Origin of the sequence: Janthinobacterium fluminis, assembly GCF_028595325.1 — a bacterium.
In the GTDB taxonomy this organism is placed as follows: domain Bacteria; phylum Pseudomonadota; class Gammaproteobacteria; order Burkholderiales; family Burkholderiaceae_D; genus Janthinobacterium; species Janthinobacterium fluminis.
In genome coordinates, this window is the sequence record NZ_JAQQXR010000015.1 from 13825 (window position 1) to 39475 (window position 25651).

The 25651-nt window shown below is 66.5% G+C and carries 26 protein-coding genes; 15 read left to right on the forward strand and 11 right to left on the reverse strand.

Annotation, left to right across the window (positions count from 1 at the left end; genetic code table 11):
• From metX to OIK44_RS23725, 6 genes are all read left to right on the forward strand, one after another.
• Positions 1-1191: a homoserine O-succinyltransferase MetX gene (gene metX, locus OIK44_RS23700; RefSeq protein ID WP_273674464.1), complete on the forward strand. Its 1191-nt coding sequence runs from the start codon at positions 1-3 to the stop codon at positions 1189-1191.
• Positions 1188-1802 (forward strand): methionine biosynthesis protein MetW, encoded by a 615-nt coding sequence (gene metW / locus OIK44_RS23705; protein WP_273674465.1) that lies wholly within the window; start codon positions 1188-1190, stop codon positions 1800-1802. Before metX ends, metW begins: the two co-directional genes overlap by 4 nt.
• Complete coding sequence (locus tag OIK44_RS23710) at positions 1802-3046, forward strand: AmpG family muropeptide MFS transporter (RefSeq protein ID WP_273674466.1); 1245 nt, start codon at positions 1802-1804, stop codon at positions 3044-3046. The genes metW and OIK44_RS23710 overlap by 1 nt, the downstream gene beginning before the upstream one ends.
• Positions 3043-3936 carry a M48 family metallopeptidase gene (locus tag OIK44_RS23715; protein ID WP_273674467.1) on the forward strand — a complete coding sequence of 298 codons (894 nt, stop codon included), beginning with the start codon at positions 3043-3045 and terminating at the stop codon, positions 3934-3936. Before OIK44_RS23710 ends, OIK44_RS23715 begins: the two co-directional genes overlap by 4 nt.
• Before the next feature lie 16 nt (positions 3937-3952).
• Entirely contained in the window at positions 3953-4855 is a 903-nt protein-coding gene (locus OIK44_RS23720; RefSeq protein WP_273674566.1) for an RluA family pseudouridine synthase, read from the forward strand.
• A gap of 393 nt (positions 4856-5248) precedes the next feature.
• Entirely contained in the window at positions 5249-5806 is a 558-nt protein-coding gene (locus OIK44_RS23725; protein WP_273674468.1) for a hypothetical protein, read from the forward strand.
• 56 nt (positions 5807-5862) lie between these two features.
• Here the strand turns inward: OIK44_RS23725 and OIK44_RS23730 are convergent, their stop codons facing one another.
• The gene (locus tag OIK44_RS23730; protein WP_273674470.1) at positions 5863-6633 is read right to left on the reverse strand and encodes an exodeoxyribonuclease III; all 771 of its coding nucleotides are present in this window, start codon (positions 6631-6633) and stop codon (positions 5863-5865) included.
• Between the two features lie 107 nt (positions 6634-6740).
• Between OIK44_RS23730 and pyrE the strand changes: the two genes are divergently transcribed.
• From pyrE to OIK44_RS23745, 3 genes are all read left to right on the forward strand, one after another.
• Positions 6741-7403: an orotate phosphoribosyltransferase gene (pyrE, locus tag OIK44_RS23735; protein ID WP_273674472.1), complete on the forward strand. Its 663-nt coding sequence runs from the start codon at positions 6741-6743 to the stop codon at positions 7401-7403.
• 249 nt (positions 7404-7652) lie between these two features.
• Entirely contained in the window at positions 7653-8561 is a 909-nt protein-coding gene (locus OIK44_RS23740) for an alpha/beta fold hydrolase (protein ID WP_273674474.1), read from the forward strand.
• Between the two features lie 240 nt (positions 8562-8801).
• Positions 8802-9443, forward strand: a complete 642-nt coding sequence (locus OIK44_RS23745) for a YitT family protein (RefSeq protein WP_273674476.1) — start codon at positions 8802-8804, stop codon at positions 9441-9443.
• Positions 9444-9454: 11 nt separating this feature from the next.
• Here OIK44_RS23745 and OIK44_RS23750 read toward each other — a convergent pair whose 3' ends face one another.
• The 4 genes from OIK44_RS23750 to gatC form a co-directional block, all read right to left on the reverse strand.
• On the reverse strand, positions 9455-10489 hold the full coding sequence (locus tag OIK44_RS23750) for an oxidoreductase (RefSeq protein ID WP_273674477.1): 1035 nt from the start codon (positions 10487-10489) through the stop codon (positions 9455-9457).
• Positions 10490-10559: 70 nt separating this feature from the next.
• Complete coding sequence (gene gatB, locus OIK44_RS23755) at positions 10560-12020, reverse strand: Asp-tRNA(Asn)/Glu-tRNA(Gln) amidotransferase subunit GatB (RefSeq protein WP_273674478.1); 1461 nt, start codon at positions 12018-12020, stop codon at positions 10560-10562.
• 45 nt (positions 12021-12065) lie between these two features.
• Positions 12066-13550 carry an Asp-tRNA(Asn)/Glu-tRNA(Gln) amidotransferase subunit GatA gene (gene gatA, locus OIK44_RS23760; RefSeq protein WP_273674480.1) on the reverse strand — a complete coding sequence of 495 codons (1485 nt, stop codon included), beginning with the start codon at positions 13548-13550 and terminating at the stop codon, positions 12066-12068.
• 52 nt (positions 13551-13602) lie between these two features.
• On the reverse strand, positions 13603-13905 hold the full coding sequence (gene gatC, locus OIK44_RS23765; RefSeq protein ID WP_273674482.1) for an Asp-tRNA(Asn)/Glu-tRNA(Gln) amidotransferase subunit GatC: 303 nt from the start codon (positions 13903-13905) through the stop codon (positions 13603-13605).
• A 317-nt stretch (positions 13906-14222) separates the two neighbouring features.
• Here gatC and OIK44_RS23770 point away from each other — a divergent pair, with 317 nt between their 5' ends.
• The 6 genes from OIK44_RS23770 (at position 14223) to OIK44_RS23795 (ending at position 21225) form a co-directional block, all read left to right on the forward strand.
• A complete protein-coding gene (locus OIK44_RS23770) occupies positions 14223-15266 on the forward strand; it encodes a rod shape-determining protein (protein WP_010393186.1) in 1044 nt (347 codons plus the stop codon).
• Positions 15267-15372: 106 nt separating this feature from the next.
• Positions 15373-16440, forward strand: a complete 1068-nt coding sequence (mreC, locus tag OIK44_RS23775; protein WP_273674492.1) for a rod shape-determining protein MreC — start codon at positions 15373-15375, stop codon at positions 16438-16440.
• The gene (gene mreD, locus OIK44_RS23780; protein ID WP_273674494.1) at positions 16437-16949 is read left to right on the forward strand and encodes a rod shape-determining protein MreD; all 513 of its coding nucleotides are present in this window, start codon (positions 16437-16439) and stop codon (positions 16947-16949) included. The genes mreC and mreD overlap by 4 nt, the downstream gene beginning before the upstream one ends.
• A gap of 43 nt (positions 16950-16992) precedes the next feature.
• Complete coding sequence (gene mrdA / locus OIK44_RS23785; RefSeq protein WP_273674495.1) at positions 16993-19065, forward strand: penicillin-binding protein 2; 2073 nt, start codon at positions 16993-16995, stop codon at positions 19063-19065.
• Positions 19066-19075: 10 nt separating this feature from the next.
• Positions 19076-20188: a rod shape-determining protein RodA gene (rodA, locus tag OIK44_RS23790; protein ID WP_273674497.1), complete on the forward strand. Its 1113-nt coding sequence runs from the start codon at positions 19076-19078 to the stop codon at positions 20186-20188.
• Entirely contained in the window at positions 20185-21225 is a 1041-nt protein-coding gene (locus OIK44_RS23795) for a septal ring lytic transglycosylase RlpA family protein (RefSeq protein ID WP_273674499.1), read from the forward strand. Before rodA ends, OIK44_RS23795 begins: the two co-directional genes overlap by 4 nt.
• 23 nt (positions 21226-21248) lie before the next feature.
• On the opposite strand, the gene OIK44_RS23800 is transcribed toward OIK44_RS23795, so the two are convergent.
• The 6 genes from OIK44_RS23800 to OIK44_RS23825 are packed head-to-tail and all read right to left on the reverse strand — an operon-like array spanning position 21249 to position 25643.
• Complete coding sequence (locus OIK44_RS23800) at positions 21249-21908, reverse strand: SPOR domain-containing protein (protein ID WP_273674501.1); 660 nt, start codon at positions 21906-21908, stop codon at positions 21249-21251.
• Complete coding sequence (locus OIK44_RS23805) at positions 21902-22660, reverse strand: type III pantothenate kinase (protein ID WP_273674503.1); 759 nt, start codon at positions 22658-22660, stop codon at positions 21902-21904. The genes OIK44_RS23800 and OIK44_RS23805 overlap by 7 nt, the downstream gene beginning before the upstream one ends.
• Positions 22661-22664: 4 nt before the next feature.
• Positions 22665-23453: a biotin--[acetyl-CoA-carboxylase] ligase gene (locus tag OIK44_RS23810; protein ID WP_273674504.1), complete on the reverse strand. Its 789-nt coding sequence runs from the start codon at positions 23451-23453 to the stop codon at positions 22665-22667.
• Positions 23450-24220 (reverse strand): SDR family oxidoreductase, encoded by a 771-nt coding sequence (locus OIK44_RS23815; RefSeq protein WP_273674506.1) that lies wholly within the window; start codon positions 24218-24220, stop codon positions 23450-23452. Before OIK44_RS23815 ends, OIK44_RS23810 begins: the two co-directional genes overlap by 4 nt.
• Before the next feature lie 43 nt (positions 24221-24263).
• Positions 24264-24935, reverse strand: a complete 672-nt coding sequence (locus tag OIK44_RS23820; RefSeq protein ID WP_273674507.1) for a thiol:disulfide interchange protein DsbA/DsbL — start codon at positions 24933-24935, stop codon at positions 24264-24266.
• A 15-nt stretch (positions 24936-24950) separates the two neighbouring features.
• On the reverse strand, positions 24951-25643 hold the full coding sequence (locus OIK44_RS23825; protein ID WP_273674508.1) for an SPOR domain-containing protein: 693 nt from the start codon (positions 25641-25643) through the stop codon (positions 24951-24953).
• Positions 25644-25651: the final 8 nt, after the last annotated feature.

Below are 25651 nucleotides of genomic sequence, written 5' to 3' on the forward strand. Positions count from 1 at the left end.
ATGTCATCCATCGGAATCGTCACGCCGCAGACCATGCATTTTGCGCAGGCACTACTCTTGCAAAGCGGCGCCACGCTGCACGACTACATGTTGATGTTCGAAACCTACGGCACGCTGAATGCCGCCAAGTCGAACGCCGTGCTGGTGTGCCACGCGCTCAACGCCTCGCACCATGTGGCCGGCGTCTACGCCGATCAGCCGAAAAACGTCGGCTGGTGGGACAATATGGTCGGCCCCGGCAAGCCGCTCGACACCGACAAGTTCTTCGTCATCGGCGTCAACAACCTCGGCTCCTGCTTCGGCTCGACCGGGCCGATGCACCACAACCCGGCCACCGGCAAACCCTACGGCGCCGCCTTCCCGGTGGTGACGGTGGAAGACTGGGTGGTGGCGCAGGCGCGCCTGGCCGACGCCCTCGGCATAGTCCAGTTCGCCGCCGTGATGGGCGGCTCGCTGGGCGGCATGCAGGCGCTGGCCTGGAGCATCATGTTCCCCGAGCGCCTGCGCCACTGCGTGGTGATCGCCTCGACGGCCAAGCTGTCGGCGCAGAACATCGCCTTCAACGACGTCGCCCGCCAGGCCATCCTGTCGGACCCGGACTACCGCGGCGGCGACTTCTACGCCCACGGCGTGGTGCCGAAGAACGGCCTGCGGGTGGCGCGCATGGTCGGCCACATCACCTATCTGTCGAACGACGACATGGCCGAGAAGTTCGGCCGCAAGTTGCGCGACGCGGCCCAGACCGGCGACTACAAATTCGGCTTCGGCATCGACTTCGAGATCGAGTCCTATCTGCGCTACCAGGGCGACAAGTTCTCCGAATACTTCGACGCCAACACCTACCTCCTGATCACCAAGGCGCTCGACTATTTCGACCCGGCGCGCGCCCACGGCGGCGACCTGGCGGCGGCGCTGGCGCAGACCCGGGCCAAGTTCTTCCTCGCCTCGTTCTCGACCGACTGGCGCTTCTCGCCCGAGCGCAGCCGCGAAATCGTGCAGGCGCTGGTGAGCAACCGGCGCCAGGTGACCTACGCCGAAATCGACGCGCCGCACGGCCACGACGCCTTCCTGCTGGAGGACGCGCGCTATATGAACATGGTGCGCGCCTATTACGAGCAGGTGTGGGAGGAAAGCGCGGCCCTGCCGCATCAGACTATCAGCGCCCAGCAAGGCAGCAAGGAATACGCATGAACTTCGACGACTTGAGCGCGCTGCGCCCCGACCTCGCCTTTATCGCCCACTGGGTGCCGCAACAGGCCCACGTGCTCGACGTCGGCTGCGGCGACGGCGTCATGCTGCAGTATCTGCAAAGCGACAAGGGCTGCAGCGGCTACGGCATCGAGATCGCCGACGACAAGGTGCTCGCCAGCACCCAGCGCGGCGTCAACGTGATCCAGCAGGACATGGAAAAGGGCCTGGCCATTTTCGGCGACAACAGCTTCGACACGGTGCTGTGCCTGTCCTCGCTGCAGATGATGAAGCAGGTCGAGGAGCTGCTGCGCGACATCGTGCGCGTTGGCGCCGAGGCCATCGTCTCCTTCCCCAATTTCGCCTTCTGGCCGCACCGCGCGGCGCTGCTGCGCGGCCGCATGCCGGTGTCGAAATCGCTGCCGTATCAATGGTACGACACGCCCAACCTGCGCTGCGCCACCATCTCCGACTTCGAGGAGCTGGCCAACCAGGTCGGCCTGGAGGTGCTCGAATGCGTGGCGCTGGGCGCCGACGGCAAGCCGGTGACCTTCCTGCCCAGCTTGCGCGGCAGCCTGGCCGTGTTCCGCCTGCGTAAAAAGGCGCGCCACTGATGCGCCAGGCCAAGGGAGCGGCCTGGCGGGATTACCTGAACGGGCGCATGCTGACCGTCCTCGTGCTCGGTTTCAGCTCGGGCCTGCCGCTGTTCATCCTGCTGTACCTGCTGCAGGCCTGGCTGGCCAAGTCCGGCCTGAACGTCAAGGCGCTGGGCTTGTTCGCGCTGGTGCAGTTCCCGTATATCTGGAAATTCCTCTGGGCCCCGCTGATGGACCGCTTCAGCTTCGGCCCGCTGGGCCGGCGCCGCGGCTGGATGGCGCTGACCCAGGCCGCGCTGTTCCTGGCCATCGGCAGCATGGGCATGCTGGACCCGCTGACGCAGGTGGGGCTGATCGCCGCCGCGGCCGCGGGCGTGGCCTTCCTGTCGGCCAGCCAGGACATCGTCATCGACGCCTACCGCCGCGAGATCCTCTCCGACAACGAGCAGGGCCTGGGCGCTGCCGTCAGCGTCAACGCCTACAAGGTGGCCGGCATGGTGCCGGGCGCGCTGTCGCTGATCCTGGCCGACCGCATGCCGTGGCAGCCGGTGTTCTGGATCACGGCCGCGTTCATGCTGCCGGGGCTGGCCTGCACGCTGCTGATCAAGGAGCCGGCCGTCTACGGCGCGCCGCCGAAGACCATGCGCGAGGCGATCATTCTGCCGTTCCAGGAATTCATCGTCCGCGACGGCTGGCGCCAAGCCCTGTGGGTGCTGGCCTTCGTGCTGCTGTACAAGATCGGCGACAGCATGGCCACGGCGCTGGCCACCAAGTTTTACCTCGACCTGGGCTTCACGATGACGCAGATCGGCCTGGCCGCCAACACCACCGGCTTCTGGGCCAGCCTGGCCGGCGGCATCGTCGGCGGCGTCTGGATGGTCAAGCTGGGCATCAACCGCGGCCTGTGGGTGTTCGGCGCGCTGCAGGCGCTGGCCATCCTCGGCTTCGCCTGGCTGGCCCAGGCGGGCGCCAACACGGCGCTGCTGAGCGCGGTGATCGGTTTCGAGTCCTTCGCCAGCCTGGGCCTGGGCGCGGCCGCCTTCGTCGCCTTCCTGTCGCGCTCGTCCGATCCGCGCTACACGGCCACCCAGTACGCGCTGTTCAGCAGCCTGGCGGCGGTGCCGCGCACCTTCATCAATTCGTCGGTGGGCTACATCGTTGCCGAAACCGGCTGGTTCACCTTCTTTATCGTGTGCTTCGTCCTGGCTTTTCCTGCCATGATGATGCTGCCGAAAATCGCTCCCTGGAATGCCAAGCCATGAACACATTCACCCGCATCGTCGCTCTGTTGAGCCTTTCCGCCTGCGCCGGGCTGGCCCCGGCCCAGCAGCCGCAGCCGCAAACCGAGGCGGACGGCATCGCCGTCAAGCCGCTGTCGAAGTGGCGCAACCTGCAGGACCGACAGCAGGTGGACCAGCAGGCGCAGAGCCAGTACGCCGCGCTGCTGGGCGAGGCGCGGCAAAAGGGCGCGCTGGTGCCGGCCTCGCACCCGCAGGTGCTGCGCCTGCGCGGCATCGCCCGGCGCCTGATCCCCTACGCCTCGCGCTGGAACGCCGACGCCGCCCAGTGGCAATGGGAGGTGAACCTGCTCAACTCCTCCCAGGTCAACGCCTTCTGCATGCCGGGCGGGCGCATCGCCTTTTTCAGCGGCATCCTGACGACGCTGAAGTTGACGGACGACGAAGTGGCCGTGGTGATGGGGCATGAAATCGCCCACGCGCTGCGCGAGCACGGCCGCGAGCAGGCCGCCAAATCGAACGTCACGGCGCTCGGCACCAAGCTGCTGGGCGCCGGCGCGGCGGCCCTGTTCGGCGTCGATCCGCGCATCACCGGCACCGTCGCCGACATGGCGGCCAAGGGCCTGAGCCTGCACTATTCGCGCGGCGACGAGCGCGAAGCCGACCTGGTCGGGCTGGACCTGGCGGCGCGCGCCGGCTTCGACCCGCGCGCCGGCGTCGTGCTGTGGCAGAAGATGGGCGCGCTGAACAAAAGCGCGCCGCCGGCCTTCCTGTCGACCCACCCGTCGGGCGCCGACCGCATCGACGAAATGAACAAGCACATGGGCGAGGTCTTGCCCGTGTACGCGCGCAGCAAGGGCGTGAGCGCGGCGCAACTGCCGCCTTACCGCAGCAGCGCGATGGCCGGCAATTGAGGGCGTGGTGCGCGTGATGCCGAACAAGGAGGCGCGGCAGGCGCCGCTGCCGGTGCGCGACGGCGTCGCGCCGAGCTTTCTGTGGTTGCCCGAGGGCAGTTGGCCGGACATCTTCAGCTTTCTCGTCGAGCGCTTCCCCCTGGTGAGCGCGGCCGACTGGGCCGACCGGCTGGCGCGCGGCGAGGTGGTCACCGCCGACGGCATCGCGTTGCGCGCGGGCAGCCAGTTCCGCCGCGGCATGCGCATCTTCTATTACCGCGAACTCGCGCGCGAAACCCCGATTCCCTTCGAGGAGCAGGTGCTGTTCCAGGACGAGCACCTGGTGGTCGTCGACAAGCCGCATTTCCTGCCGATGATACCGAGCGGGCGCTTTTTGCAGGAAACGCTGCTGGTGCGGCTGAAGAAAAAGCTGGGGCTGGACGACCTGAGCCCGATCCACCGGCTGGACCGGGAGACGGCCGGCGTCGTCATCTTTTCCAGCCAACAATCGAGCCGCGGCGCCTACCAGTCGCTGTTCCAGAGGCGCGAGGTGAGCAAGGTGTACGAGGCGCTGGCCGCGCCGCTGGCCGGCCGCGCATTCCCCTTCGTCTACCGCAGCCGCATGGTCGAGGGCGAACCGTTTTTTTGCATGCGCGAAGTGGCCGGCGAAGCGAATTCGGAAACCATCGTCGACGTCATCGAACACCGCGCCGACGCCACGCTGTACCGGCTGTCGCCGCACACGGGCCGCAAGCACCAGTTGCGCGTGCACATGGCCGCGCTGGGCGTGCCGATCATCAACGACGCGTTCTATCCGGTGGCGCTGCCGTGCAAGGCGGACGACGTGTCGCAGCCCCTGCAACTGCTGGCGCGGGCGATCGCCTTCAGCGATCCGTTGACGGGCGAGCCGCGCCGGTTCGAGAGCCGCCGGACGCTGTAAGGGCGGCGCCCGTCGCCGGCGCGCCCGGCCGCAATTGCTGTTTCCCATCTTTTTATTTCCGGCCATTTCCCTATCAATTTATAGCGGAAAATATTTTAATCGCCGGCATTCTGTTAATGCGAAATCAAATCCGCTATTCAATCCAGTACTGCGTAAGCTCAACCGTTCTCCTGAATCTAATCGCTATTCTTACTGTGACAGATTCGCTCGAAGCAGGTCACAGCCGGCCAATATTGCAAATCCCGCCAATTCTGAATGTCCACCAATTAATATATTCCTTTCGATATTAATTTTGCGTGGAAATGATTAACTGGCGCCCAGGGTTGTCAGGCGATGTCGACGATATGTTGTTTTAACGGAGAATATTGTATAAGCTAAATTCAGGGAGTTATCATGAAAAAGCAATTGACGGGATTGGTGTTGGCCGCGCTTGGCGTGTGCCTGTTTCCGGCGGGTTCAGCCTTGGCCGGCTCGCTGCTGACGGCGACGCCGAGCGCGTGCGGCTGGATTAACTGCGCCTCGACGACTATTCAGGCGAATGTGACAACAAGCTCGACGGTTCCCGGCGGCGCTGTCGAACCGTTTATCATCCAAGTGCTCGCCGGCGGAGCATATTGCACGCGCCTGGATGTCCTGGCGCAAAACGCCGATATGGAAATCGTCGTCGTTTCGCCTAACGGCACGGTGTGGCGCAATGACGACCGGCCAGGCAGTTTGCGTCCGCTGGTGGTTGTTCCGGCAGGCATACAAGGGTGGTATGCCGTGCATATTTCGCCGTATAACGGATTTACGGGATCGCCCGGCGTGCACTATACGGCCAGTCTGGCATATGGCCGCTATACGCCGGCGGGCAATGCCAATTGCCTGAATCCGACGCCGCCTTCCATTAGCGGCAACGCCACGACAAAAGGCATTTCCGGCATGCCGCGCGGTATGGAGGAAGATAAGTAGGTAGAACGGCGGCGCGGCGCGCCGCGCCAGGCGGCCGGCGCGCCGGTGCGCGACGCTCAGATCGAATAATCGATCGTCAGCGGCGCGTGGTCCGAAAAGCGTTCATCCTTGTAGATCGCCACGGTCTTCGCCTGCGCCGCGATGCCGGGCGTGGCGACGTGGTAGTCGATGCGCCATCCGACGTTCTTGGCCCAGGCCTGGCCGCGGTTGCTCCACCATGTGTATTGCTCCTCGCGCTTGTCGAGGCCGCGGTGCACGTCGACGTAGCCGGCTTCGTCGAACACGCGCGTCATCCAGGCGCGCTCTTCCGGCAGGAAGCCGGAATTTTTCTTGTTGCCCTTCCAGTTCTTCAAGTCGATTTCATGGTGGGCGATGTTCCAGTCGCCGCAGATGACGATTTCGCGGCCCTCGGCCTTCAACTGCAGCAGATGCGGCAAAAACAGATCCATGAAACGGAATTTGGCTTCCTGGCGCTCCGGCGAGGACGAGCCGGACGGGCAATATACGGAAATGACAGACAAATTGCCGAAATCACAGCGCACATAGCGGCCTTCCGCGTCGAACTCCGGGCTGCCGAAGCCGATGTGGACGGCGTCGGGCGCCACCTTGCTATACACGCCGGTGCCGGAATACCCCTTCTTTTCGGCATAGTGGAAATGGCCGTGGTAGTTGCCGGGGTTGAGGAACTCGGGCGTCATGTCGGGCAATTGCGCCTTCAACTCCTGGACGCAGATGAAGTCGGCCGACTGCGCCGCCATCCACGTGAAGAAGCCCTTTTTGGATGCGGAGCGGATGCCGTTCAAGTTGGCGGAGATGATTTTTGGCATAGGTATCGGGAAAATAGGGCGGCCAGGGCGGTCCGGGCCGGCAGGATTGATTGTCGCGCCGGGGCGCGCAGATTAAAATACAGGCACTTTAAATAAATGGGGTCATCGTGAACAATTTACGTCAACAGTTTATCGCGTTTTCAGTGTCGACGGGCGTGTTGCGCTTCGGCGACTTCACGACGAAGGCAGGCCGCCAATCGCCGTACTTCTTCAACGCCGGCCTGTTCCATGACGGCGCCACGCTGGCGCAACTGGCGCAATTCTACGCCCAGACCCTGCTCGACTCCGGCGTCGAATTCGACATGCTGTTCGGGCCGGCCTACAAAGGCATCACGCTGGCCTCGGCCACCGCCGTCGCGCTGGCCGGCAAGGGCCGCAACACCTCGTTCGCCTTCAACCGCAAGGAAGCCAAGGACCACGGCGAGGGCGGCACCATCGTCGGCGCCAAGCTGCAGGGCAAGGTCGTCATCATCGACGACGTCATCTCGGCCGGCACCTCGGTGCGCGAATCGGTCGACATGATACGCGCCGCCGGCGCCGAGCCCTGCGCCGTGCTGATCGCGCTGGACCGCATGGAGCGCTCGGGCAAGGACGGCGAGCTGTCGCCTAGCTCGGCGGTGCAGGAGGTCAGCAAGGCTTATAACATCCCCGTCATCTCCATCGGCAACCTGGACGACCTGTTCACCTACCTGGGCGGCGCCGGCGCCGATCCTGAATTGCTGCAATACAAAGACGCGGTGGCGGCCTACCGCGGCCGTTACGGCATCTAAGCCCCGATTTTTTTGTTTGTTGCGCACAAGGGCCGTAACTTGGGATAAGCTGGTGTTTTTTATAAGAATGTAAATTTGCCATTGCGAACGCCGGCGCCGGGGCTGCTCGCGCAGCGCCGTGTTTTTTTTTGCGCCAGCGGCCGCTTTGTCGGCCGGCGCGCTGCGCTATAGTGGTGGTGTCGTGTTCATTGCAGCGCATCCCCCCGGCTTCGCGCCTGGGGTCTATAAAACATCATTCGGAGTGAGGCAATGAGATTTTCCGAAGACGCGCTTGCCAGCCTCATGTGCAGCGATCAAGTGGAACGGGCTATCCACATTTGGCAACCCGAGCGGCCGCGCGCCGTGATCCTGGCGATTCACGGCGGCATGGCCCACGCCGGCGACTATATGACGCCGGGCCTGTATTTCCGCGCCCATGGCATCGCCACGGTCAGTTTCGATATGTGCGGACACGACGGCAAGAAACGCGTCGACATTCCCGGCTTCGACAGCTTCCTCGACGACGCGGAGTTGTTTCTGCAGTGGGTCAAACGCAGTTATCCGGGCCTGCCGATTTTCGTGATGGGCCATTCGATGGGCGCGCTGATCGCCACCCATCTGGGTTTGGGGCGGTTTGCCGGCGAACGCGGCATCCACGGCTTTATCCTGTCGTCGCCGTATTATGTGAACGCGATCAAGGTGCCGAAGGTGCTGCTGTTGTTATCCGATTTCCTGGCCCGCGTGTTTCCGACGATGAAGGTGCCGCTCGGTTCGCTGACGGACATGCTGACGCACGACCGCGCCATCACGGCACGCCATGTCGCCGATGAAAAAGACAATATCCGCGCCACCGAGGTCACCGTGCGTTTCGCCGCGGCGCTGACGTCGGCCCAGGCCGGTTTGCCCGGCATCTTGCCGGCATGGCGCTTCCCCGTGTTCGGCGTCGTCGCCGGCGACGACAAGCTGGCCGATTCCCGCGCGGCGGAGGCGATGCTGAAGTCGATTGCCCCGGCGCTGCTGGATTACCACTTTTATCCGGATAATTATCACGAAAACTTCAATGAGCTCAACCGCGACAAGATATTTGGCCTGATTCTGGGCTGGCTGGAGGCCCGCCTGGAGTCGCAGTCGCAGCCGCAGTCGCCATCCCATCCCGTGGGCCAGGCCACGGCAAGCTAGGGAAGCGCTGATTTATTCTGAGGGTTGGAATTGGCCAGCGAAAAAGGTGGCCTGCAAGGCGCGAAATCGCAGCAATAGCGAACTATTGCAAGATTTTGCAACGCCGCAGGACACCTATTTTCGCGGTCAAGTCCGCCCTCATGAATAAATCAGCGCTTCCCTAGGTCGTTTGGCGGAGGGCCGGGGGCGGGGCGGGTGCGTATAATCGCTACCTTCCCCCGCAATGATTGAAGAACCGCAATGCCATCCCCAGAAGACCAGAGCACCACCGTCCCGCCCGCCAAGACGGAGGCGGGCCATACCCTGTTTGACGATGTCCAGGCCCTGCTGACCGGCACCCTGGTGGTGGCGCTCGGCATTGCCATGTACAAAAAGGCCGGCTTATTGACCGGCGGCGTGACCGGCGTCGCGTTTCTGTCCCATTATGCGAGCGGCATCAATTTCGGTTTGCTGCTGGTGGGGATCAATGTGCCGTTTTATATCTTTGCGCTCAAGCGCATGGGCCTGGCGTTTACCGTCAAGAGCCTGATTTCGCTGGCGCTGGTGGCCTTCTTCACCGAGTATTCGCCGTCGCTGCTGCGCTTCGAATGGTTGCATCCGGTCGTCGCGGGCGTCGTCGGCGGCATGCTGATGGGCGTCGGCATGCTGATCCTGTTCCGCCACAAGGCCAGCCTGGGCGGTTTCGGCGTGCTGGCGCTGTATTTGCAGGAAACCCGCGGCTGGCGCGCCGGCACGGTGCAGATGGCCTTGGACTGCGCCATTGTGCTGGGCTCGGCCTTCGTCGTCGAGCCGATGCTGATTGCCATTTCCGTGCTCGGCGCCGTGGTGCTGAACTTGTCGCTGGCCACCAACCACAAGAACGGGCGCTACGTCGCCGCCTAGCAAACCCGCGCCTATACGGCGATGACGCGGCCCTCTTCGGCGCTGCGCAGCGCCGCTTCGATCAGGCGTATCGTCGCCAGCCCGTCCTCGGCCGCCACCGGCGCCGGCGCGCCGTTGCGGATGGCGTCGGCCATGCCTGCGTAGTAGCGCTGGTAGCCGCCGTCGAGCATCGGCAGATGCCGGCATGCCTCGTCGGCCGCGCCGGCCAGATGCAGGGCGCCGTGGACCGGGTCGTGGCCCCAGCCGGGCTGGCCCGGCCGGCCGCCGGCCTTCAAGGCGTCTTCCTGCCGGTCCAGGCCGAATTTGACGAAACTGCCCCGCTCGCCGTGCACGGCGAAGCGCGCCGTCGGCGCCTGCACCAGGCAACCGGCCTGCAAGACGACGCGCAACTGTTCGTAGTACAGCACGAGGTGGAAGTAGTCGACGGCGACGGCGCCGTCGCGCTGCCGGGCGAGGTCGGCGAACAGGCGCTGCGGCGCGCCGAACAGTTGCAGCGCCTGGTCCAGCATGTGCGGGCCGAGGTCGTACAACAGGCCGCCGCCGGGCGCGGCCGACTCGCGCCAGCGTTGCTTGATCTCGGGGCGGAAACGGTCGAAATGCGATGCGAAGCTGCTCACGCGCCCCAGCGTCCCCTGCGCCAGCAGCGCCTTCAACGTCAGGAAGTCGGCGTCCCAGCGGCGGTTGTGGTACACGCTCAACACCCGCCGCTGCGCCTTGGCGCAGGCGATCAGCGTCTCGGCCTCGGTGCTGGTGAGCGTGAACGGTTTGTCGACCACGACGTGCTTGCCCGCCAGCAGGGCGGCGTGGGCCAGGCCGAAGTGGGCCTCGTTCGGCGCCGCGATGACCACCAGTTCGATGGCCGGGTCGGCGAACAGTTGCGCGGCCTCCCCGTAGACCGTCGCCGCCGGCCAGTCGCGCCGGACCAGCGCCGGCTGGCTCGACGCCACCGCGTGCAATTCCAGTGCGTCGACGGCCGTCAATACGGGGGCGTGGAAGGTCGAGCCGGCAAAGCCGTAGCCAAGCAGGCCAGTCTTGATTTTTTGCATGGAGTTCCCGTGTGCGTGGGTGTTGCCGGCCAGGCGGCCCGACCCGGGGAACGGGTCAGGCCGCGCGGGTTTAGCCCGCCAGTTTTTGCTTCAGCAGTTCGGTCAACTGGGCCGGGTTGGCCTTGCCTTTCGACGCTTTCATGGCTTGGCCGATCAGCGCGTTGATGGCCGCTTCCTTGCCGGCGCGGTATTGTTCGACCGACTTGGCGTTGGCCGCCAGCACTTCGTCGACGATCGCTTCCAGCGCGCCGCTGTCGGAGATTTGCTTCAAGCCCTTGGCGTCGATGACCAGGTCGGCCAGCATGTCGTCGGCGGACTTGGCTTCCCACATGCCGGCGAATACCTCCTTGGCCAGCTTGTTGGAGATGGTGCCGTCGGCGATGCGCTCGAGCAGCACGGCCAGTTGCTTAGCCGACACGGGCGCGTCCTGGATGTCGACGTTTTCCCGGTTCAGCGTCGACGCCACGTCGCCCATCAGCCAGTTCGCCGCCGTCTTCGCCTGCGCCTTGCCGGCCTTGGCGACCACCGCTTCGAAGTAGGCCGCCATCGCCTGGGACTGTGTCAGGATCAGGCCGTCGTAGTCGGACAGGCCGTATTCGGCGGCGAAGCGCGCGCGCATCGTCTCCGGCAGTTCCGGCATGTCGGCCTTGACGCGGGCGATCCACGCCTCGGAAATGACCAGCGGCGGCAAGTCCGGGTCCGGGAAGTAGCGGTAGTCCTGCGCGTCTTCCTTGCTGCGCATCAGGCGGGTTTCCTTCTTGTCCGGATCGTACAGGCGGGTCGCCTGCACAACCTTGCCGCCTTCTTCGATCAGCTCGATCTGGCGCCGCACCTCGTAGTTCACGGCTTCCTCGATGAAGCGGAAGGAGTTCAGGTTCTTGATTTCGCAGCGCGTGCCGAATTCCTTCTGGCCGACGGGGCGCACGGAGACGTTGACGTCGCAGCGGAAGGAGCCTTCCTGCATGTTGCCGTCGCACACGCCCAACCACATCACCAGCGAGTGCAGGGCCTTGGCGTAGGCCACGGCTTCGGCGGCGCTGCGCATTTCCGGTTCGCTGACGATTTCCAGCAGCGGCGTGCCGGCGCGGTTCAGGTCGATGCCGGTCATGCCGTGGTAGTCCTCGTGCAGCGATTTGCCGGCGTCTTCTTCCAGGTGGGCGCGCGTCAGGTTCACGGTTTTCGTGACGAATTCGCCGTTCTTCTCGTAGCCGAAGGTGAGGCTGCCGCCTTGCACGACGGGGTCTTCGAACTGGCTGATCTGGTAGCCCTTCGGCGAATCCGGATAGAAGTAGTTCTTGCGCGCGAAGATGGAGGTCGGCGCGATCGTCGCGCCGACGGCCAGGCCGAAGCGGATGGCCCGCTCGACGGCGGTCTTGTTCATGACCGGCAGCACGCCCGGCAAGGCCAGGTCGACCGGGCTGGTCTGGGTGTTCGCTTCGGCGCCGAACTGGATCGGCGCGCCGCTGAAGATCTTGGACTGGGTCGTGAGTTGTACGTGGTTCTCAAGACCGATGACGACTTCCCATTGCATAGTGTTCTCGCTTTCCTGTTGGCCCGCCGCGCGGGCCGAATTCGTTTAAATGCCGGCCGGTGCGCGCAAGTGCCAGTCGGTCACCTGCTGGTACTGGTGGGCGATGCCCAGCAGCTTCGCTTCGGCGAAGTAGTTGCCGATGATTTGCAGCCCGACCGGGCGCGTGGCGTTCTTCTCGCCCTGGCCGAAGCCGCAGGGGATAGACATGCCGGGCAGGCCGGCCAGGCTGGTCGACAGCGTGAAGATGTCGGCCAGGTAATTGGCCACCGGGTCGTCGGTCTTGTCGCCCAGGTCCCAGGCGACGCTGGGCGCGACCGGCCCCATGATGACGTCGCAGACGGCGTTCGGGCCGTTCAGCACGGCTTCGAAGTCTTGCGCGATCAGGCGGCGGATCTTCTGCGCCTTCAGATAGTAGGCGTCGTAGTAGCCGTGGCACAGCACGTAGGTGCCGACCATGATGCGGCGCTGCACCTCGGGGCCGAAGCCTTCGGCGCGGGTTTTCTTGTACATGTCCTGCAGGTCGGTGTACTCGGCGGCGCGGTGGCCGTAGCGCACGCCGTCGAAGCGCGACAGGTTCGACGACGCTTCCGCCGGGGCGATGATGTAGTAGGCGGGAATCGACAGGGCCGTGTTCGGCAGCGAAATGTCGACCAGGGTCGCGCCCAGGCTGACATATTGGGCCAGCGCCGCGCGCACGGCCAGTTCCACGTCGGCCGCCAGGCCCGCGCCGAAGTATTCGCGCGGCACGCCGATGCGCAGGCCCGTCAGGGGCTGCTCCAGCTCGCGCGTGAAGTCTTCGGCGACGCCGCCTTGCTCCGGCGTCAGGCTGGTCGAGTCGCGCTCGTCGAAGCCGGCCATCGCCGTCAGCAGCAGGGCGCAGTCTTCGGCCGTTTTCGCCATCGGGCCGCCCTGGTCGAGCGAGGAGGCGAAGGCGATCATGCCGAAGCGGGAGACGCGGCCGTAGGTGGGCTTGATGCCGGTGACGCCGCAAAACGCGGCCGGCTGGCGGATCGAGCCGCCGGTGTCGGTGGCGGTGGCGGCCGGCGCCAGGCGCGCGGCGATGGCGGCGGCCGAGCCGCCCGAGGAGCCGCCCGGCACGGCCTTGGCGTCCCAGGGGTTCTTGACGGCGCCGAAGGCCGAGTTTTCATTGGCCGAGCCCATGGCGAATTCGTCGCAGTTCAGCTTGCCCAGCGTGACCATGCCGGCGGCCAGGCATTTCTCGACGACGGTGGCGTCGAAGGGGCTGGTGTAGTTGCCCAGCATCTTGGAGCCGGCCGTCGAGCGCCAGTCGCGCGTGACGAAGATGTCTTTGTGGGCGATGGGCACGCCGGTCAGCGCGCCGGCCGTGCCGGCGGCCAGGCGGGCGTCGGCGGCGGCGGCCTGGGCCAGCGTCAGGGCGCGGTCCACGTGCAGGAAGGCGTTCAGTTCGCTGCCCTCGATGCGGTCGAGGAAGTGGGTCGCCAGTTCGGTGGCGGAAATCGCTTTGCTGTGCAACAGCGTCGACAGCTCTTTGATGGTTTTTGTATGCATGGCGTTCAATTCAAGTCGGTTCGGCGGGGTGGGGCGGCGGGCTGAGGCGGACTTACTCGACCACGCGCGGCACCAGGTACAGGCCGTCTTCGGTTTTCGGCGCGACGGCCTGGTAGACGTCGCGGCGGTTCGGCTCCGTGGCGGCGTCGTCGCGCAGGCGCAGCGCGATGCTGTTCATGTGCGCGGCCAGCGGGTGGCTCAGCGGCGCGACGCCGTCGGTGTCGACGGCTTGCATTTGCTCGGCCAGCGCGAAAATGCCGTTCAATTGCTCCAGCGCGGTGGCTGCTTGCTCGTCTTTCATTTCCAGTTGCGCCAGGTGGGCGATGCGTTTTACGTCGGATAGGGTCAGGGACATGGCGAATGGCGCGGACGGGCCGCGCGGATTATAAAGTTGGCGTAATGACAAAACGCGGGTATTTACTGCTCTTTTGCTCACAAAAGCGCGCGAATGCCGCGCAACTCACCTTTCGCGGGGGCACACTTTTCACTGTTTTTTGAGCAAATCGCAATCAAATTATAAGGTAGAATGGCGGGTTAATGCGTTGCCGGCGCCGATTCACCGCTGCAGCAGCATAGAAAAGACTGCGCCAGCGCCGCAGGCAGTACCGAAGGCGCCCGCGTCGATACCCCCTACAACAGCTTTTGCGCAGCTCGATGCGCTACAGGACACTCATGTTTGGTTTTTTACGCAGGTACATCTCCACCGATCTGGCCATTGACTTGGGCACGGCCAACACCCTGATTTATGTGCGCGGCCTCGGCATCGTCCTCGACGAGCCGTCGGTCGTGGCTATCCGCCAGGAAGGCGGCCCGAACGGCAAGAAGACCATCCAGGCCGTCGGCAAGGAAGCCAAGCAGATGCTCGGCAAGGTGCCCGGCAATATCGAGGCGATCCGGCCGATGAAGGACGGCGTCATCGCCGACTTCACCGTCACCGAGCAAATGCTCAAGCAATTCATCCGCATGGTGCACGACTCGAAATTCTTCCGCCCCTCGCCGCGCATCATCATTTGCGTGCCGTGCGGCTCGACCCAGGTCGAGCGCCGCGCCATCCGCGAATCGGCGCTGGGCGCCGGCGCCTCGCAGGTCTACCTGATCGAGGAGCCGATGGCGGCGGCCATCGGCGCCGGCCTGCCGGTGTCGGAGGCGACCGGCTCGATGGTCGTCGACATCGGCGGCGGCACCACCGAGGTCGGCATCATCTCCCTGGGCGGCATGGTCTACAAGGGTTCCGTGCGGGTCGGCGGCGACAAGTTCGACGAGGCCATCGTCAATTACATCCGCCGCAACTACGGCATGCTGATCGGCGAGCAAACGGCCGAAGCCATCAAGAAAGCCATCGGTTCGGCCTTCCCCGGCTCGGAAGTGAAGGAAATGGAAGTGAAGGGGCGCAATCTGTCGGAGGGCATCCCGCGCTCGTTCACCATTTCCAGCAACGAGATCCTGGAAGCGCTGACGGACCCGCTCAACAACATCGTCTCGGCCGTCAAGAACGCGCTGGAGCAGACGCCGCCGGAACTGGGCGCCGACATCGCCGAGAAGGGCATGATGCTGACCGGCGGCGGCGCGCTGCTGCGCGACCTGGACCGCCTGCTGATGGAGGAAACGGGGCTGCCGGTGCTGGTCGCCGAAGACCCGCTGACCTGCGTGGTGCGCGGCTCGGGCATGGCCCTGGAGCGCATGGACAAGCTCGGGTCGATCTTCTCCTACGAGTAATCCACACGGTGGGCCGGAACGCAGCGTTCCGGCCCTTCGCAGTTTAGGCTGACATGTTTGTCGAGCGTTCCCGCGTTGGCGTTTGTGCGCCGGATTATTGGAAGTCATGGAATACAGCCCTCCGCCCCTGTTCAAGCAAGGCGCCTCCGCCAGGGTCAAGATGATGGTGTGCGCCGGCATCTCGATCGGCCTGCTGCTGGCCGATTCGCAGATGCACGCGCTGACGGTGCTGCGCCAGACCATCGGCACGGTCCTGTACCCGGTGCAGATGGCCGCGCTGGCGCCGCGCGAGCTCGCCTATGGCGTCGGCGACTATTTTTCCTCGCTGTCGGCGCTGGAGAAGGAAGTGCGCGAATTGAAGCGCCAGCAGATCGTCGCCGCGCAGACCATGCAGCAGGCGCAAATGCACATTTCCGAAAACAACCATCTGCGCAAGCTGATGGAGGCGCGCGAGCACATCCCCGTGAAGTCGCTGATGGCGGAAATCCTCTACGACGCCCGCGACGTGTATTCGCGCAAGATCATTCTCGACCGCGGCATCCAGCAGGGCGTCGCGCTGGGCTTCCCCGTCATCGACAACCTCGGCGTGGTCGGCCAGGTGACGCGGGTGTTTCCGTTCACGTCGGAGGTGACGCTGCTGACCGACAAGGCGCAGGCGATCCCCGTGCAGATCCTGCGCAGCGGCCTGCGCTCCGTCGCCTACGGCGGCGGCCAGTCCGGCCAGCTTGAGTTGCGCTTCACCACGACCAACGCCGACATCGTCGTCGGCGACGTCGTCGTCACCTCGGGCCTGGACGGGGTGTACCCGGCCGGCCTGGCCGTGGCGCGCGTGACGCTGGTCGAAAGCAATGCCAACGGCGTGTTCGGCCGCGTCATCTGCCAGCCGCTGGCCGGCATCGGCCGCAACACCCAGTTGCTGGTGCTGATGGCAACGCCGAATGTTCCGCCGCGGCCGCCCGAGGAGGAATTGAAGACCAGCAAGAAGCACGGCAAGATGGCGCCGATCAAGGACCCGGCCACGGCCGCGCCCGCCGTTCCCGGCGCCGCCATCCCCGCCGCCGCGCCGCCGTCGGCCGCCGCGCCCGCCGCCAAGCCGCCCGCCGCGGCCAACGCGCCGGCGCCCAGGCCGCCCGCGCCCCTTGCCGCCGTCAAGCCGAAGGAAGAAAACCGATGACACGCCCCCATTACATCCTGTTGCCGGTGAGCCCGATTTTCATCGGCTTCAGCCTGCTATGCGCGTTTTTGCTGAACCTGCTGCCCTGGGGCGGCCTGACGGGCGTGCCCGATTTCGTCGCGCTGGTGCTGGTGTTCTGGGGCATCCACCAGCCGCGCAAGGTCGGCATCGGCGTGGCGTTTTTCATGGGCCTGCTGATGGACGTGCACGACGCCAGCCGGCTCGGCGAGAACGCCCTGGCTTACACGCTGCTGTCCTATTTCGCCATCATGATGCACCGCCGCGTGCTGTGGTTCCCGCTGATGACCCAGGCTCTGCACGTGCTGCCGCTGCTGCTGCTGACGCAGTCCATCCAGTTGCTGGTGCGTTTCCTGGTCAACGGCAATCTGCCCGGCTGGACGTATTTCATTGAAAGCCCCGTCTCGGTGGCGCTGTGGCCGTGCGTGACGTGGATGCTGCTGGCGCCGCAGCGCCGCGCGGTGGACCGCGACCACACCCGTCCGATCTGAGGCGCCAGCCGCCTCCGCTCCGAACCGCACACGACCCGAACCGATGACCGAGATCAAGAACACCGAACGCGAGTTGCATTTCTTCCGCCTGCGCCTGACGGCGCTGGTGGCGCTGGTGTTCCTCTGCTTTGCCGGCTTGCTGGCGCGCTTCATCTGGCTGCAGGTGGTCAAGCACAACGATTTCGCGGCCCAGGCCGAGGACAACCGCATCGCGCTGGTGCCCATCGTGCCGAACCGCGGCCTGATCCTGGACCGCAACGGCGTCGTGCTGGCGCGCAATTACTCGGCCTATACGCTGGAAATCACGCCGTCGAAGCTGACGGCGCCGCTCGACGAGGTGGTCGACGAGCTGGCCAAGCTGGTCGCCATCGAGATCAAGGACCGGCGCCGTTTCAAGAAGCTGCTGGAGGAGTCGAAGAACTTCGCCAGCGTGCCGCTGCGCAGCCGCCTCAGCGACGAGGAAGTGGCGCGCTTCACGGCACAGCGCTTCCGCTTCCCCGGCGTCGAGGTGCAGGCGCGCCTGTTCCGCCAGTATCCGATGGGCGAGGTGGCTTCGCACGTGATCGGTTTCATCGGCCGCATCAACCGCAGCGAGTCGAAGGCGATGGACGAGTCCGACGACGCGGCGAACTACCGCGGCACCGATTACATCGGCAAGGAAGGGCTGGAAAAGAGTTACGAAAAACAGTTGCACGGCACCACAGGCTATGAAGAGGTCGAAGTGTCGGCGCGCGGGCGGGCCATGCGCACGCTGTCGCGCAAGGCGGCCGTGCCCGGCAACAACCTGATCCTGTCGATCGACATCGAGCTGCAGAAGGTCGTCGAGGAGGCGTTCGGCGAATGGCGCGGCGCGATGGTGGCGATCGAGCCGGCCAGCGGCGACATCCTCGCCTATGTGTCGCGGCCCGGCTACGACCCGAACCTGTTCGTCGACGGCATCGACCAGCAGAGCTGGACCGAACTCAACACCTCGCTGGACCGGCCGATGGTGAACCGGCCGCTGTCGGGCACCTATGCGCCCGGCTCGACGTTCAAACCCTTCATGGCGCTGGCCGCGCTGGAGCTGGGCAAGCGCACGCCCAGCCAGGCCATTTCGGACCCCGGCTACATGATTTTGGGCGACCATAAATTCCGCGACGACAAGGTCGGCGGGCATGGCATGGTCGACCTGCACAAGTCCATCGTGGTGTCCTGCAACACCTACTATTACCAGCTGGGCCGCGACATGGGCATCGACATGATCCATGACTTCATGAAGCCCTTCGGCTTCGGCCAGCTGACCGGCATCGACCTGGAAAACGAGCGCGTCGGCGTGCTGCCGTCGACGGCGTGGAAGACCAAGCGCTTCAAGACGGCGCAGCAGCGCAAGTGGGTGGGTGGCGACACGATTTCCGTCAGCAACGGTTCCGGCTACAACTCCTACACGCCGCTGCAGATCGCCCACGCGACGGCGAACCTGGCCAACGACGGCGTCGTCATGAAGCCGCACCTGGTCAAGATCGTCGAGGACGGCGCGACGCGGGGACGCACGCTGACGGTGCCGAAGGAGAGTTACCGCATCGCGCTGAAGCAGGAAAACATCGACATCATCAAACGCGCCATGGTCGGCGTCACCAGCGAGGCCGGCGGCACGGCCGCCAAGGTGTTCGCCGGCGTCGGCTATACGGTGGGCGGCAAGACCGGCACCGCGCAGGTGATCGCGATCAAGAAAAACGAGAAGTACAACGCCAAGCTGATCGCCGAGCGCCTGCGCGACAACGCGCTGTTCACCGCGTTCGCGCCGGCCGACAAGCCGCGCATCGCCCTCGCCATCGTCGTCGAGAACGGCGGCTTCGGCGCCGGCGTCGCCGCGCCGATCGCGCGCAAGGCGCTCGATTTCTATCTGCTGGGCAAGCGGCCGAACGAGAAGGAAACCACCAAGGTGCCGAAAGAGGACGCCGAGGCGCTGCAGGCCGTGGAGGAGATCGAAGAGGAGCAGGCCGTCAACGCCGCCGGGCCGAGGCCGGCGCCGCCGGCGCCGCAGCCGCAGCAGCCCAACCCCGGACCGGCGCCGGCGGCGCCCGCCGCGCCGCTGCCGGCCGGCCCGCCGGGCCGCGCGCCCGCCACCAAACCATAAGGAAACGCTGATGCGTATAAACGAGAGGCGCTCCCTGTGGCGCCGCGTGCGTCCCTACCTGGCGGTGTTCGACCCGTCGCTGACGCTGATCCTGCTGCTGCTGATGGGCACCGGCCTGGTGACGCTGGCGTCGGCCAGCATCGGCATCCCCGGCAAGATGGAGGACCAGCTGCGCAACATCTGCATGTCCTTCTTCGTCATGTGGATCGCCGCCAACGTCAGCCCGCAAATGATGATGCGCGTGGCCGCGCCCGTGTACGCGGTGGCGGTGACGCTGCTGGTGGCGGTGGCGCTGTTCGGCACGGTCAAGCTGGGCGCGCGCCGCTGGTTGCACGTCGGCATAGACATTCAGCCCTCCGAATTCATGAAGATCGCCATGCCGATGATGCTGGCCTGGTATTTCCAGCACAACGCCGGCTCGCTGCGCTGGCAATCCTTCCTCGTCGCCGGCGTGCTGCTGGCGGTGCCGATCGGCCTGATCGCCCGCCAGCCCGACCTGGGCACGTCGATGCTGGTCGGCGCCGCCGGCTTCTACGTGATCTTCCTGGCCGGCCTGTCGTGGAAAATGTTGCTCGGCATGGCAGTGACCTTCCTGGCCAGCCTGCCGGTGATCTGGCCGATGCTGCACGACTTCCAGCGCCAGCGCGTGATGACCTTCATCGACCCGCTGCAAGACCCGCTGGGCAAGGGTTTTCACATCATCCAGTCGACCATCGCCGTCGGTTCCGGCGGCATCGCCGGCAAGGGCTGGAGCAACGGCACCCAGGCGCACCTGGAATTCATCCCGGAGCGCACCACCGACTTCATTTTCGCCGTCTTCTCCGAGGAGTTCGGCCTGATCGGCAACCTCGTGCTGCTGCTGCTGTATCTGCTGCTGATCGGCCGCGGCCTGATGATCGCGGCGAACGCGGCGAACGTTTTCTCGCGCCTGCTGGCAGGCGCGATCACCATGGTGTATTTCACCTACGCCTTCGTCAACATGGGCATGGTCAGCGGCGTCCTGCCGGTGGTCGGCGTGCCCTTGCCGTTCATGAGCTATGGCGGCACCGCCTTGTTGACGCTGGGCCTTAATGCAGGGATATTAATGAGCATACAACGCCACCGCAAACTGGTGCAGACATGATGCGCCGCAGCCCGGCCCCGGCGCGCGCCGCTTCCGCCCTGGCGGCGCTGCTGATGCTGGCGCTGGCCGGCTGCGGCACGTTGCCGCAGCAGTCCGGCACGGCGCCGGCCCCCGCCGCCGGCGCGAAAACGCCGGCGCGCACGGAGCAGAAGCAGCCGGCGTTGCCGGCGGCCGGCTCCGGCCGCGGCGCCTACTACAAGGACGACGGGCCGGGCGAGAACCCGCCGCCCAATCTGGAGGAAGTCCCCGACGCCGAGGTGCGCGTCGAGGCGCCGCTGCCGCGCGCGAACCGGCCGTATGTGGTGTTCGGTAAGACTTACACGCCGATCAGCGGCCAGCGGCCGTTCAGCCAGCGCGGCATCGGCAGCTGGTACGGCAAGAAATTCCACGGCCAGCGCACCTCCTCGGGCGAGTTGTACGATATGTACAAGATGACGGCCGCGCATCCGACCTTGCCGATTCCCTCCTTCGTGCGCCTGACCAGCATCGTCAGCGGCAAGCAAGTCATTGTGCGCGTCAACGACCGCGGCCCCTTCCACGCCAACCGCGTCATCGACGTGTCCTACACGGCGGCGCTGAAGCTGGGCTTGCTGGGCAAGGGCAGCCACGAACTCGATATCGAATTGCTGCTGCCGCCGGAGATCGAACGCATCCGCCTGGCCGGGCGCCAAGCGACGGCGGCGGCGCCGCTGGCCGCCGAACCGGCGGCCGCGGAGGTGACGACCGGCGCCGTCGACATGCCCGAGGTGACGCAGTCGCTGTTGCCGGTATCGGCGCCGGCGGCGACGCCCGCGGCGGCGGCCGCCAAAAATGGCTTCTATCTGCAGATGGGCGCGTTTGCGCGGCCCGAAAACGCCGAGGCGGCGCGGCAAAGGCTGGCACCCTACGCCGGCACGCTGGGCACGCTGGAAGTGGTGCAGGCGGGGACCATACATCGGCTGTTCGGCGGCCCCTTCGCCAGCCGCCAGGACGCGATCCAGGCGGCGGAATCGCTGCTGGGGGCCTTCGGCGTGAAGCCTATCGTCGTGCAGCGCTAGCAGCCTGTCGACTGCGGCGCGGCTCACTTACAGCTGTGCATCTCCTGCTCGGGGAAGCCGGCCGCGATCTGTGCGAGGCGGGTCTTGCCGGCGCGGTCCAGGTCGCGGAACTGGAAGGCCAGTTGTTTGCTGCCGCTGTAGCGCGGCGCGACGCGGGCGCTGTGCACGCCTTGTTTGTTGAGGCTGGCCAGCAGGTTTTGCGCGCCCGCCTCCAGTTTGAACACGCCCAGCGAAATGGCCCAGCGCATCGGCGTGTTGTCCGACATGATGAAGTAATTGCTCACGCCTAGCTGCTTGAGTTCGCCGGCTTTCTTGTCGGCCCCCTCCTTGCTGCCCTGCGGCGGAATATACACGATGTAACTGGAGATTTCCTGGCCGGCCACGTTGCGGCGCGACTGGCGTTCGCCCAGCGCCAGCACGTCGACGGCGGCCTCGAAACGGCGCGCGTCGGCCATGAGGAAATTGCCCACTTCGGTGCAGGCGAACAGTTCCGGCGGCGCCGGCGCCGGCACGGCGCGGGCCGCGTCCGCCGCCGAGATCAGGCGCAGCTTCTCGCTGTTGAGCTGGTTCTTCAGGCGCTGCGGCTCGTGCGCGTCGGCCTGGAAATAGCCGAGGTAACCCTGTCCCAGCGCGAACAGCGCCGCGTTTACCGCCAGTAACAGCCAAAACAGCAGTTTCAACATGGCGCCTCCCCGCCGGCGGCCACCTGCAGGCCGATCAGCACGATATTCTCGACGAGCCGGTGCGGCAGCGGCAGCGCCGCCGCGATGGCGGGCGCGGCGCCGCCCGAGACGATGCATGCCGCGGCGCCGTGGGCGGCGCAGGCGCGCCCGATGGCGCCGGCCTGGGCCGCCAGGCAGCCGCTGAGGATGGCGTCGTCGGTGTTGTCGGCGAAGAGGGGCGGCGGCGCGGCATCGTGGCCGATGTGCGGCAGTTGCGCGGTGTTGCGCGCCAGCGCGCCGGCCATCAGGGCCAGCCCCGGCAGGATCATGCCGCCGATGAAGCGGCCGTCGGCCGTGATGGCGTCGACGGTGGTGGCGGTGCCGCAGTTGGCGACGATCAGCGCCTGCCCCGGCGCCAGCGCGCGCGCGCCGATGGCGGCGGCGAACCGGTCGCAGCCCAATTGCGCCGGGTTGCGGTAGCCGTTGCGCAGGCCGGCCAGTTGCGGCAGCGAGGCGAACCAGCGCAGCGCTGGCGGCGGCAGCGCCGTCGCCAGCGCCTGCTCCAGCGCGGCGCCCAGCGCGGCGCCGGCGACGTTGGCGACAAGGGCGCCGCGCAGCGGCCGCCCGGCCAGCGCCTGTTGCCACGCCTGCGCCAGTCCGGCCAGCCCGGCGTGGGCGACGGCGCCCGAGGCCAGCCACGCGCCCGGCGCGGCGCCGGGGGCGGCCAGCGCCCACTTGATTCTGCTGTTGCCAGCGTCGATCAATAGCATCATGGCCTTATTCCTGCGCCGGGCGCAGCGACACGTCGCCGGAGAGGATCTCGACCCGGCCCCGGGCCGTGTCGAGCAGCAGGCGGCCGCTGTCGTCGACGCCGGCGGCCACGCCCCGCTGCACGACCTGGCCGGCGTCGAGTATATTGACTTCCTGGCCCTGGTGGGCGTGCAGGCGGTTCCAGCGCGCGCTGAAGGCGGCGAAGCCGGTGTCGTCGAATTCGGCCAGCGCGGCCGCCAGGCGGCTCAGCAATTGCGCCATCAACGCGTTGCGGTCCATCTGCGCCAGCCACGGCACGGCGGCGACGCTGCGGCCGATGGCGTGCTCCAGCGCGTCCGGCATCAGCAGATTGAGCCCGACGCCGCTCACGGCCCAGATGCGGCCGTCGGCGCCGGCCTGGGTTTCGACGAGGATGCCGGCCAGCTTGCTGCCGTCCTTGATCAAGTCGTTCGGCCATTTCAATTGCACGGGCACGCTCAGCGCGGCCAGCGTTTCGGCCAGCGCGACGCCGACGGCCAGCGGCAGGCCGACCAGTTGCTGCAACGGCCCCTTGAACGGCCAGGCCAGCGAAAACATCAGCGTGGCGCCGGAGGCGCTGAGCCAGGGCCGGCCGGCGCGGCCGCGCCCGGCCGTCTGCTGCAGCGCGATGCGCAGCAGCGGGCCGGGCAGGGTGGCGGCGCGCGCCAGCAGGTCGGCGTTGGTCGAGCCGGTTTCGGCGACCACCTCGATCGCCACGTGGGCGGCGCTGGCGGCGCAGCGGGCCAGGATGGCGGCGCTGTTCAGGGCGGCGCTCATGGGACGCGGCGCGCCTTGTGCGGCGCCTTCGCGAAGGCCAGGTCGTAGAGCGGGTTCGGCAGCAGGCGCAGCAGCTTCGCCACGACGCCCATCTGCCAGGGGATCACGCGGTAGCTGGCGCCGGCGGCGATGGCGGCGGCGGCCTTGGCGGCGAATTTTTCGGCCGGCATCAGGAAGGGCATCGGGTAGGCGTTCTTTGCCGTCATCGGCGTGTCGATATAGCCGGGCGTGATGGTCACGACGCGGATGCCGTGCGGCTTGAGCTCCAGCCGCAGCGACTCGCAGTAGCTCATCACGGCCGCCTTCGAGGCGCTGTAGGCTTCGGCGCCGGGCAGGCCGCGGATGCCGGCGACGCTGCCGATGCCGACCAGGCGCGCCGGCGTCGCCTGCGCCTTCATCGTCGCGATGAAGGGGGCGAAGGTGGCCACGGTGGCGGTGACGTTGATGGCCATGATGGCCTCGAACGCGGCCAGGTCTTCCGGGTGCTCGGTGAGCGTGCCGAAGGACACGCCGGCGCTGGCGATGACGGCGTCGACGCCGCCGGCGTGGCCGATGAAGTCGGCCGCCGCGCGCCGCAGCGCGGCGTGGTCGGTGACGTCGGCCGGGTAGGCGCGGTGCAAATGCGGATTGGGCAGCGTGGCAATCAGCGCTGCCAGGGCGTCGCCGCGGCGCGCCAGCAGGCCGAGTGTGGCGCCCTGGCTGGCGTAGCGCAGCGCCAGCGCGGCGCCCAGGCCGCTGGAGGCGCCGGTGATGAAGACCCGCTTCATGCGGCGCGGGCGCGGCGGTCGCGCAAAGCCGGGAGGCGCATGCTTATTTCTTTTCCGCTTTCGCTTTCGCGACGAGGAAGTCCATCACCGTCAGCGCCTGGGCGTTCAGCTGGGCCTCGTTCTGCGCCGATTTCGTGCCTTCGTTGGCCATCGACGGCGAGGTGACGAAACGGCCGTCGATGGCGAAGGTCGGCCAGGAGTCGATGCGGTAGGTGCCCAGCATGCTGTCGGCGCGGCGCACGCGCGCGGCCACGCCGAAGGAGCGGTAGGTGTCGATGAACTTGGCGCGGTCTATGCCCTGCTTGGCGATGAAGTCGAAGACGGCCTCGTCGCGGTTCAGGCGGTTGCGCTCGACGTGCATGGCGTGGAAGACCTTGCTGTGGTATTGCTCGGCCAGTCCCATCGCCTCCAGCGTGAAGAACAGGCGCTGCTGCGGCGCCACGCTCTCGTCGCGCGGCACGTGGATGCGCTTGAGGACGATGTTGTCGCCCTGTTTCTTCACCCAGGCGGCCAGTTCCGGCTCCAGCGCGTTGCAGTGCGGGCAGTAATACGCGAAGAACTCGATCACCTCGACTTTTTTGCCCGGCGCGGCCGGCTGAGGTTCCGGCAGCGTCCGATACTCGACGCCGTTCTTCGGCTCGGCAGGCGAGGCCAGCGCGGCCGCCGTGGCGCCGCACAGGGCGGCGGCAAGCAAGATGGTTTTCAGCAGACGCATACGGCTCCTCGGCGATTATTTCTGGTTGCGGACGACGGCGACGTCGACGCCGCTTTCGGACAGCTTGGTGCGGACCCGGTTCATCGCCTCGACCTGGTTGTACGGCCCCATGCGCACGCGGTGCAGCACGCCGGTGTCGGTGCTGCGGTCGGTGATGGCGGCCTCGAAGCCCAGCAGCGCCAGCTTGGCGCGGGCGCTTTCGGCGTCGGCCGTTTCGCGGAAGGCGCCGACCTGCAGGTAATACACCCACTTGTCGTCGGCCGCGGCCGGCTTGCCCTTGTCGGCGGCCGGCGCCCCGTCCGGCTTGAAGCCGGCGATGACGGCCTGCAGCGGATCGGCGGCCTGCGGCTTGGTCTCCTTCACCGGCGCCGGCGTCGGCTCCTTCGGCGGCGTCGGCTCTTTCGCCACCGGCGGCAGCGGCTCCTTCGCCGGCGCCGCGTCCTTCGGCTCCTTGGCGAAATCCTTGGCCGCCTCTTTCGCCGCATCCTTGTTGCCGTACATCGGCTTGTTCGGATCGGCGGCCTGGCCGGCCGTCGGCTCGGCCGCCTTGCCCGCCTTGCCCTTGTCGGTGAACGGCGTCGCGCCTTTGGTGATCGCCAGCGCGACGATCACCGCGATGACGAGGCCGATCACCAGGCCGATGATGATGCCGACCAGGGTGTTGCCCCGCTGGCGGCGCGGGAGGGTAAGGCGGGAAGCTACGTTCATGGGCAATT

Coding starts and splice junctions, on each gene's coding strand:
- OIK44_RS23805 (WP_273674503.1), bottom strand. CDS start 22,660: ATGATGCTATTGATCGACGCTGGCAACAGCAGAATCAAGTGGGCGCTG.
- gatB (WP_273674478.1), bottom strand. CDS start 12,020: ATGCAATGGGAAGTCGTCATCGGTCTTGAGAACCACGTACAACTCACG.
- OIK44_RS23795 (WP_273674499.1), top strand. CDS start 20,185: ATGATGCGCCGCAGCCCGGCCCCGGCGCGCGCCGCTTCCGCCCTGGCG.
- OIK44_RS23740 (WP_273674474.1), top strand. CDS start 7,653: ATGAGATTTTCCGAAGACGCGCTTGCCAGCCTCATGTGCAGCGATCAA.
- rodA (WP_273674497.1), top strand. CDS start 19,076: ATGCGTATAAACGAGAGGCGCTCCCTGTGGCGCCGCGTGCGTCCCTAC.
- OIK44_RS23745 (WP_273674476.1), top strand. CDS start 8,802: ATGCCATCCCCAGAAGACCAGAGCACCACCGTCCCGCCCGCCAAGACG.
- gatA (WP_273674480.1), bottom strand. CDS start 13,550: ATGCATACAAAAACCATCAAAGAGCTGTCGACGCTGTTGCACAGCAAA.
- OIK44_RS23715 (WP_273674467.1), top strand. CDS start 3,043: ATGAACACATTCACCCGCATCGTCGCTCTGTTGAGCCTTTCCGCCTGC.
- OIK44_RS23800 (WP_273674501.1), bottom strand. CDS start 21,908: ATGTTGAAACTGCTGTTTTGGCTGTTACTGGCGGTAAACGCGGCGCTG.
- OIK44_RS23725 (WP_273674468.1), top strand. CDS start 5,249: ATGAAAAAGCAATTGACGGGATTGGTGTTGGCCGCGCTTGGCGTGTGC.
- OIK44_RS23825 (WP_273674508.1), bottom strand. CDS start 25,643: ATGAACGTAGCTTCCCGCCTTACCCTCCCGCGCCGCCAGCGGGGCAAC.
- OIK44_RS23720 (WP_273674566.1), top strand. CDS start 3,953: ATGCCGAACAAGGAGGCGCGGCAGGCGCCGCTGCCGGTGCGCGACGGC.
- OIK44_RS23710 (WP_273674466.1), top strand. CDS start 1,802: ATGCGCCAGGCCAAGGGAGCGGCCTGGCGGGATTACCTGAACGGGCGC.
- OIK44_RS23770 (WP_010393186.1), top strand. CDS start 14,223: ATGTTTGGTTTTTTACGCAGGTACATCTCCACCGATCTGGCCATTGAC.
- metX (WP_273674464.1), top strand. CDS start 1: ATGTCATCCATCGGAATCGTCACGCCGCAGACCATGCATTTTGCGCAG.
- gatC (WP_273674482.1), bottom strand. CDS start 13,905: ATGTCCCTGACCCTATCCGACGTAAAACGCATCGCCCACCTGGCGCAA.
- OIK44_RS23750 (WP_273674477.1), bottom strand. CDS start 10,489: ATGCAAAAAATCAAGACTGGCCTGCTTGGCTACGGCTTTGCCGGCTCG.
- mreC (WP_273674492.1), top strand. CDS start 15,373: ATGGAATACAGCCCTCCGCCCCTGTTCAAGCAAGGCGCCTCCGCCAGG.
- OIK44_RS23810 (WP_273674504.1), bottom strand. CDS start 23,453: ATGAGCGCCGCCCTGAACAGCGCCGCCATCCTGGCCCGCTGCGCCGCC.
- OIK44_RS23730 (WP_273674470.1), bottom strand. CDS start 6,633: ATGCCAAAAATCATCTCCGCCAACTTGAACGGCATCCGCTCCGCATCC.
- mrdA (WP_273674495.1), top strand. CDS start 16,993: ATGACCGAGATCAAGAACACCGAACGCGAGTTGCATTTCTTCCGCCTG.
- OIK44_RS23820 (WP_273674507.1), bottom strand. CDS start 24,935: ATGCGTCTGCTGAAAACCATCTTGCTTGCCGCCGCCCTGTGCGGCGCC.
- mreD (WP_273674494.1), top strand. CDS start 16,437: ATGACACGCCCCCATTACATCCTGTTGCCGGTGAGCCCGATTTTCATC.
- metW (WP_273674465.1), top strand. CDS start 1,188: ATGAACTTCGACGACTTGAGCGCGCTGCGCCCCGACCTCGCCTTTATC.
- OIK44_RS23815 (WP_273674506.1), bottom strand. CDS start 24,220: ATGAAGCGGGTCTTCATCACCGGCGCCTCCAGCGGCCTGGGCGCCGCG.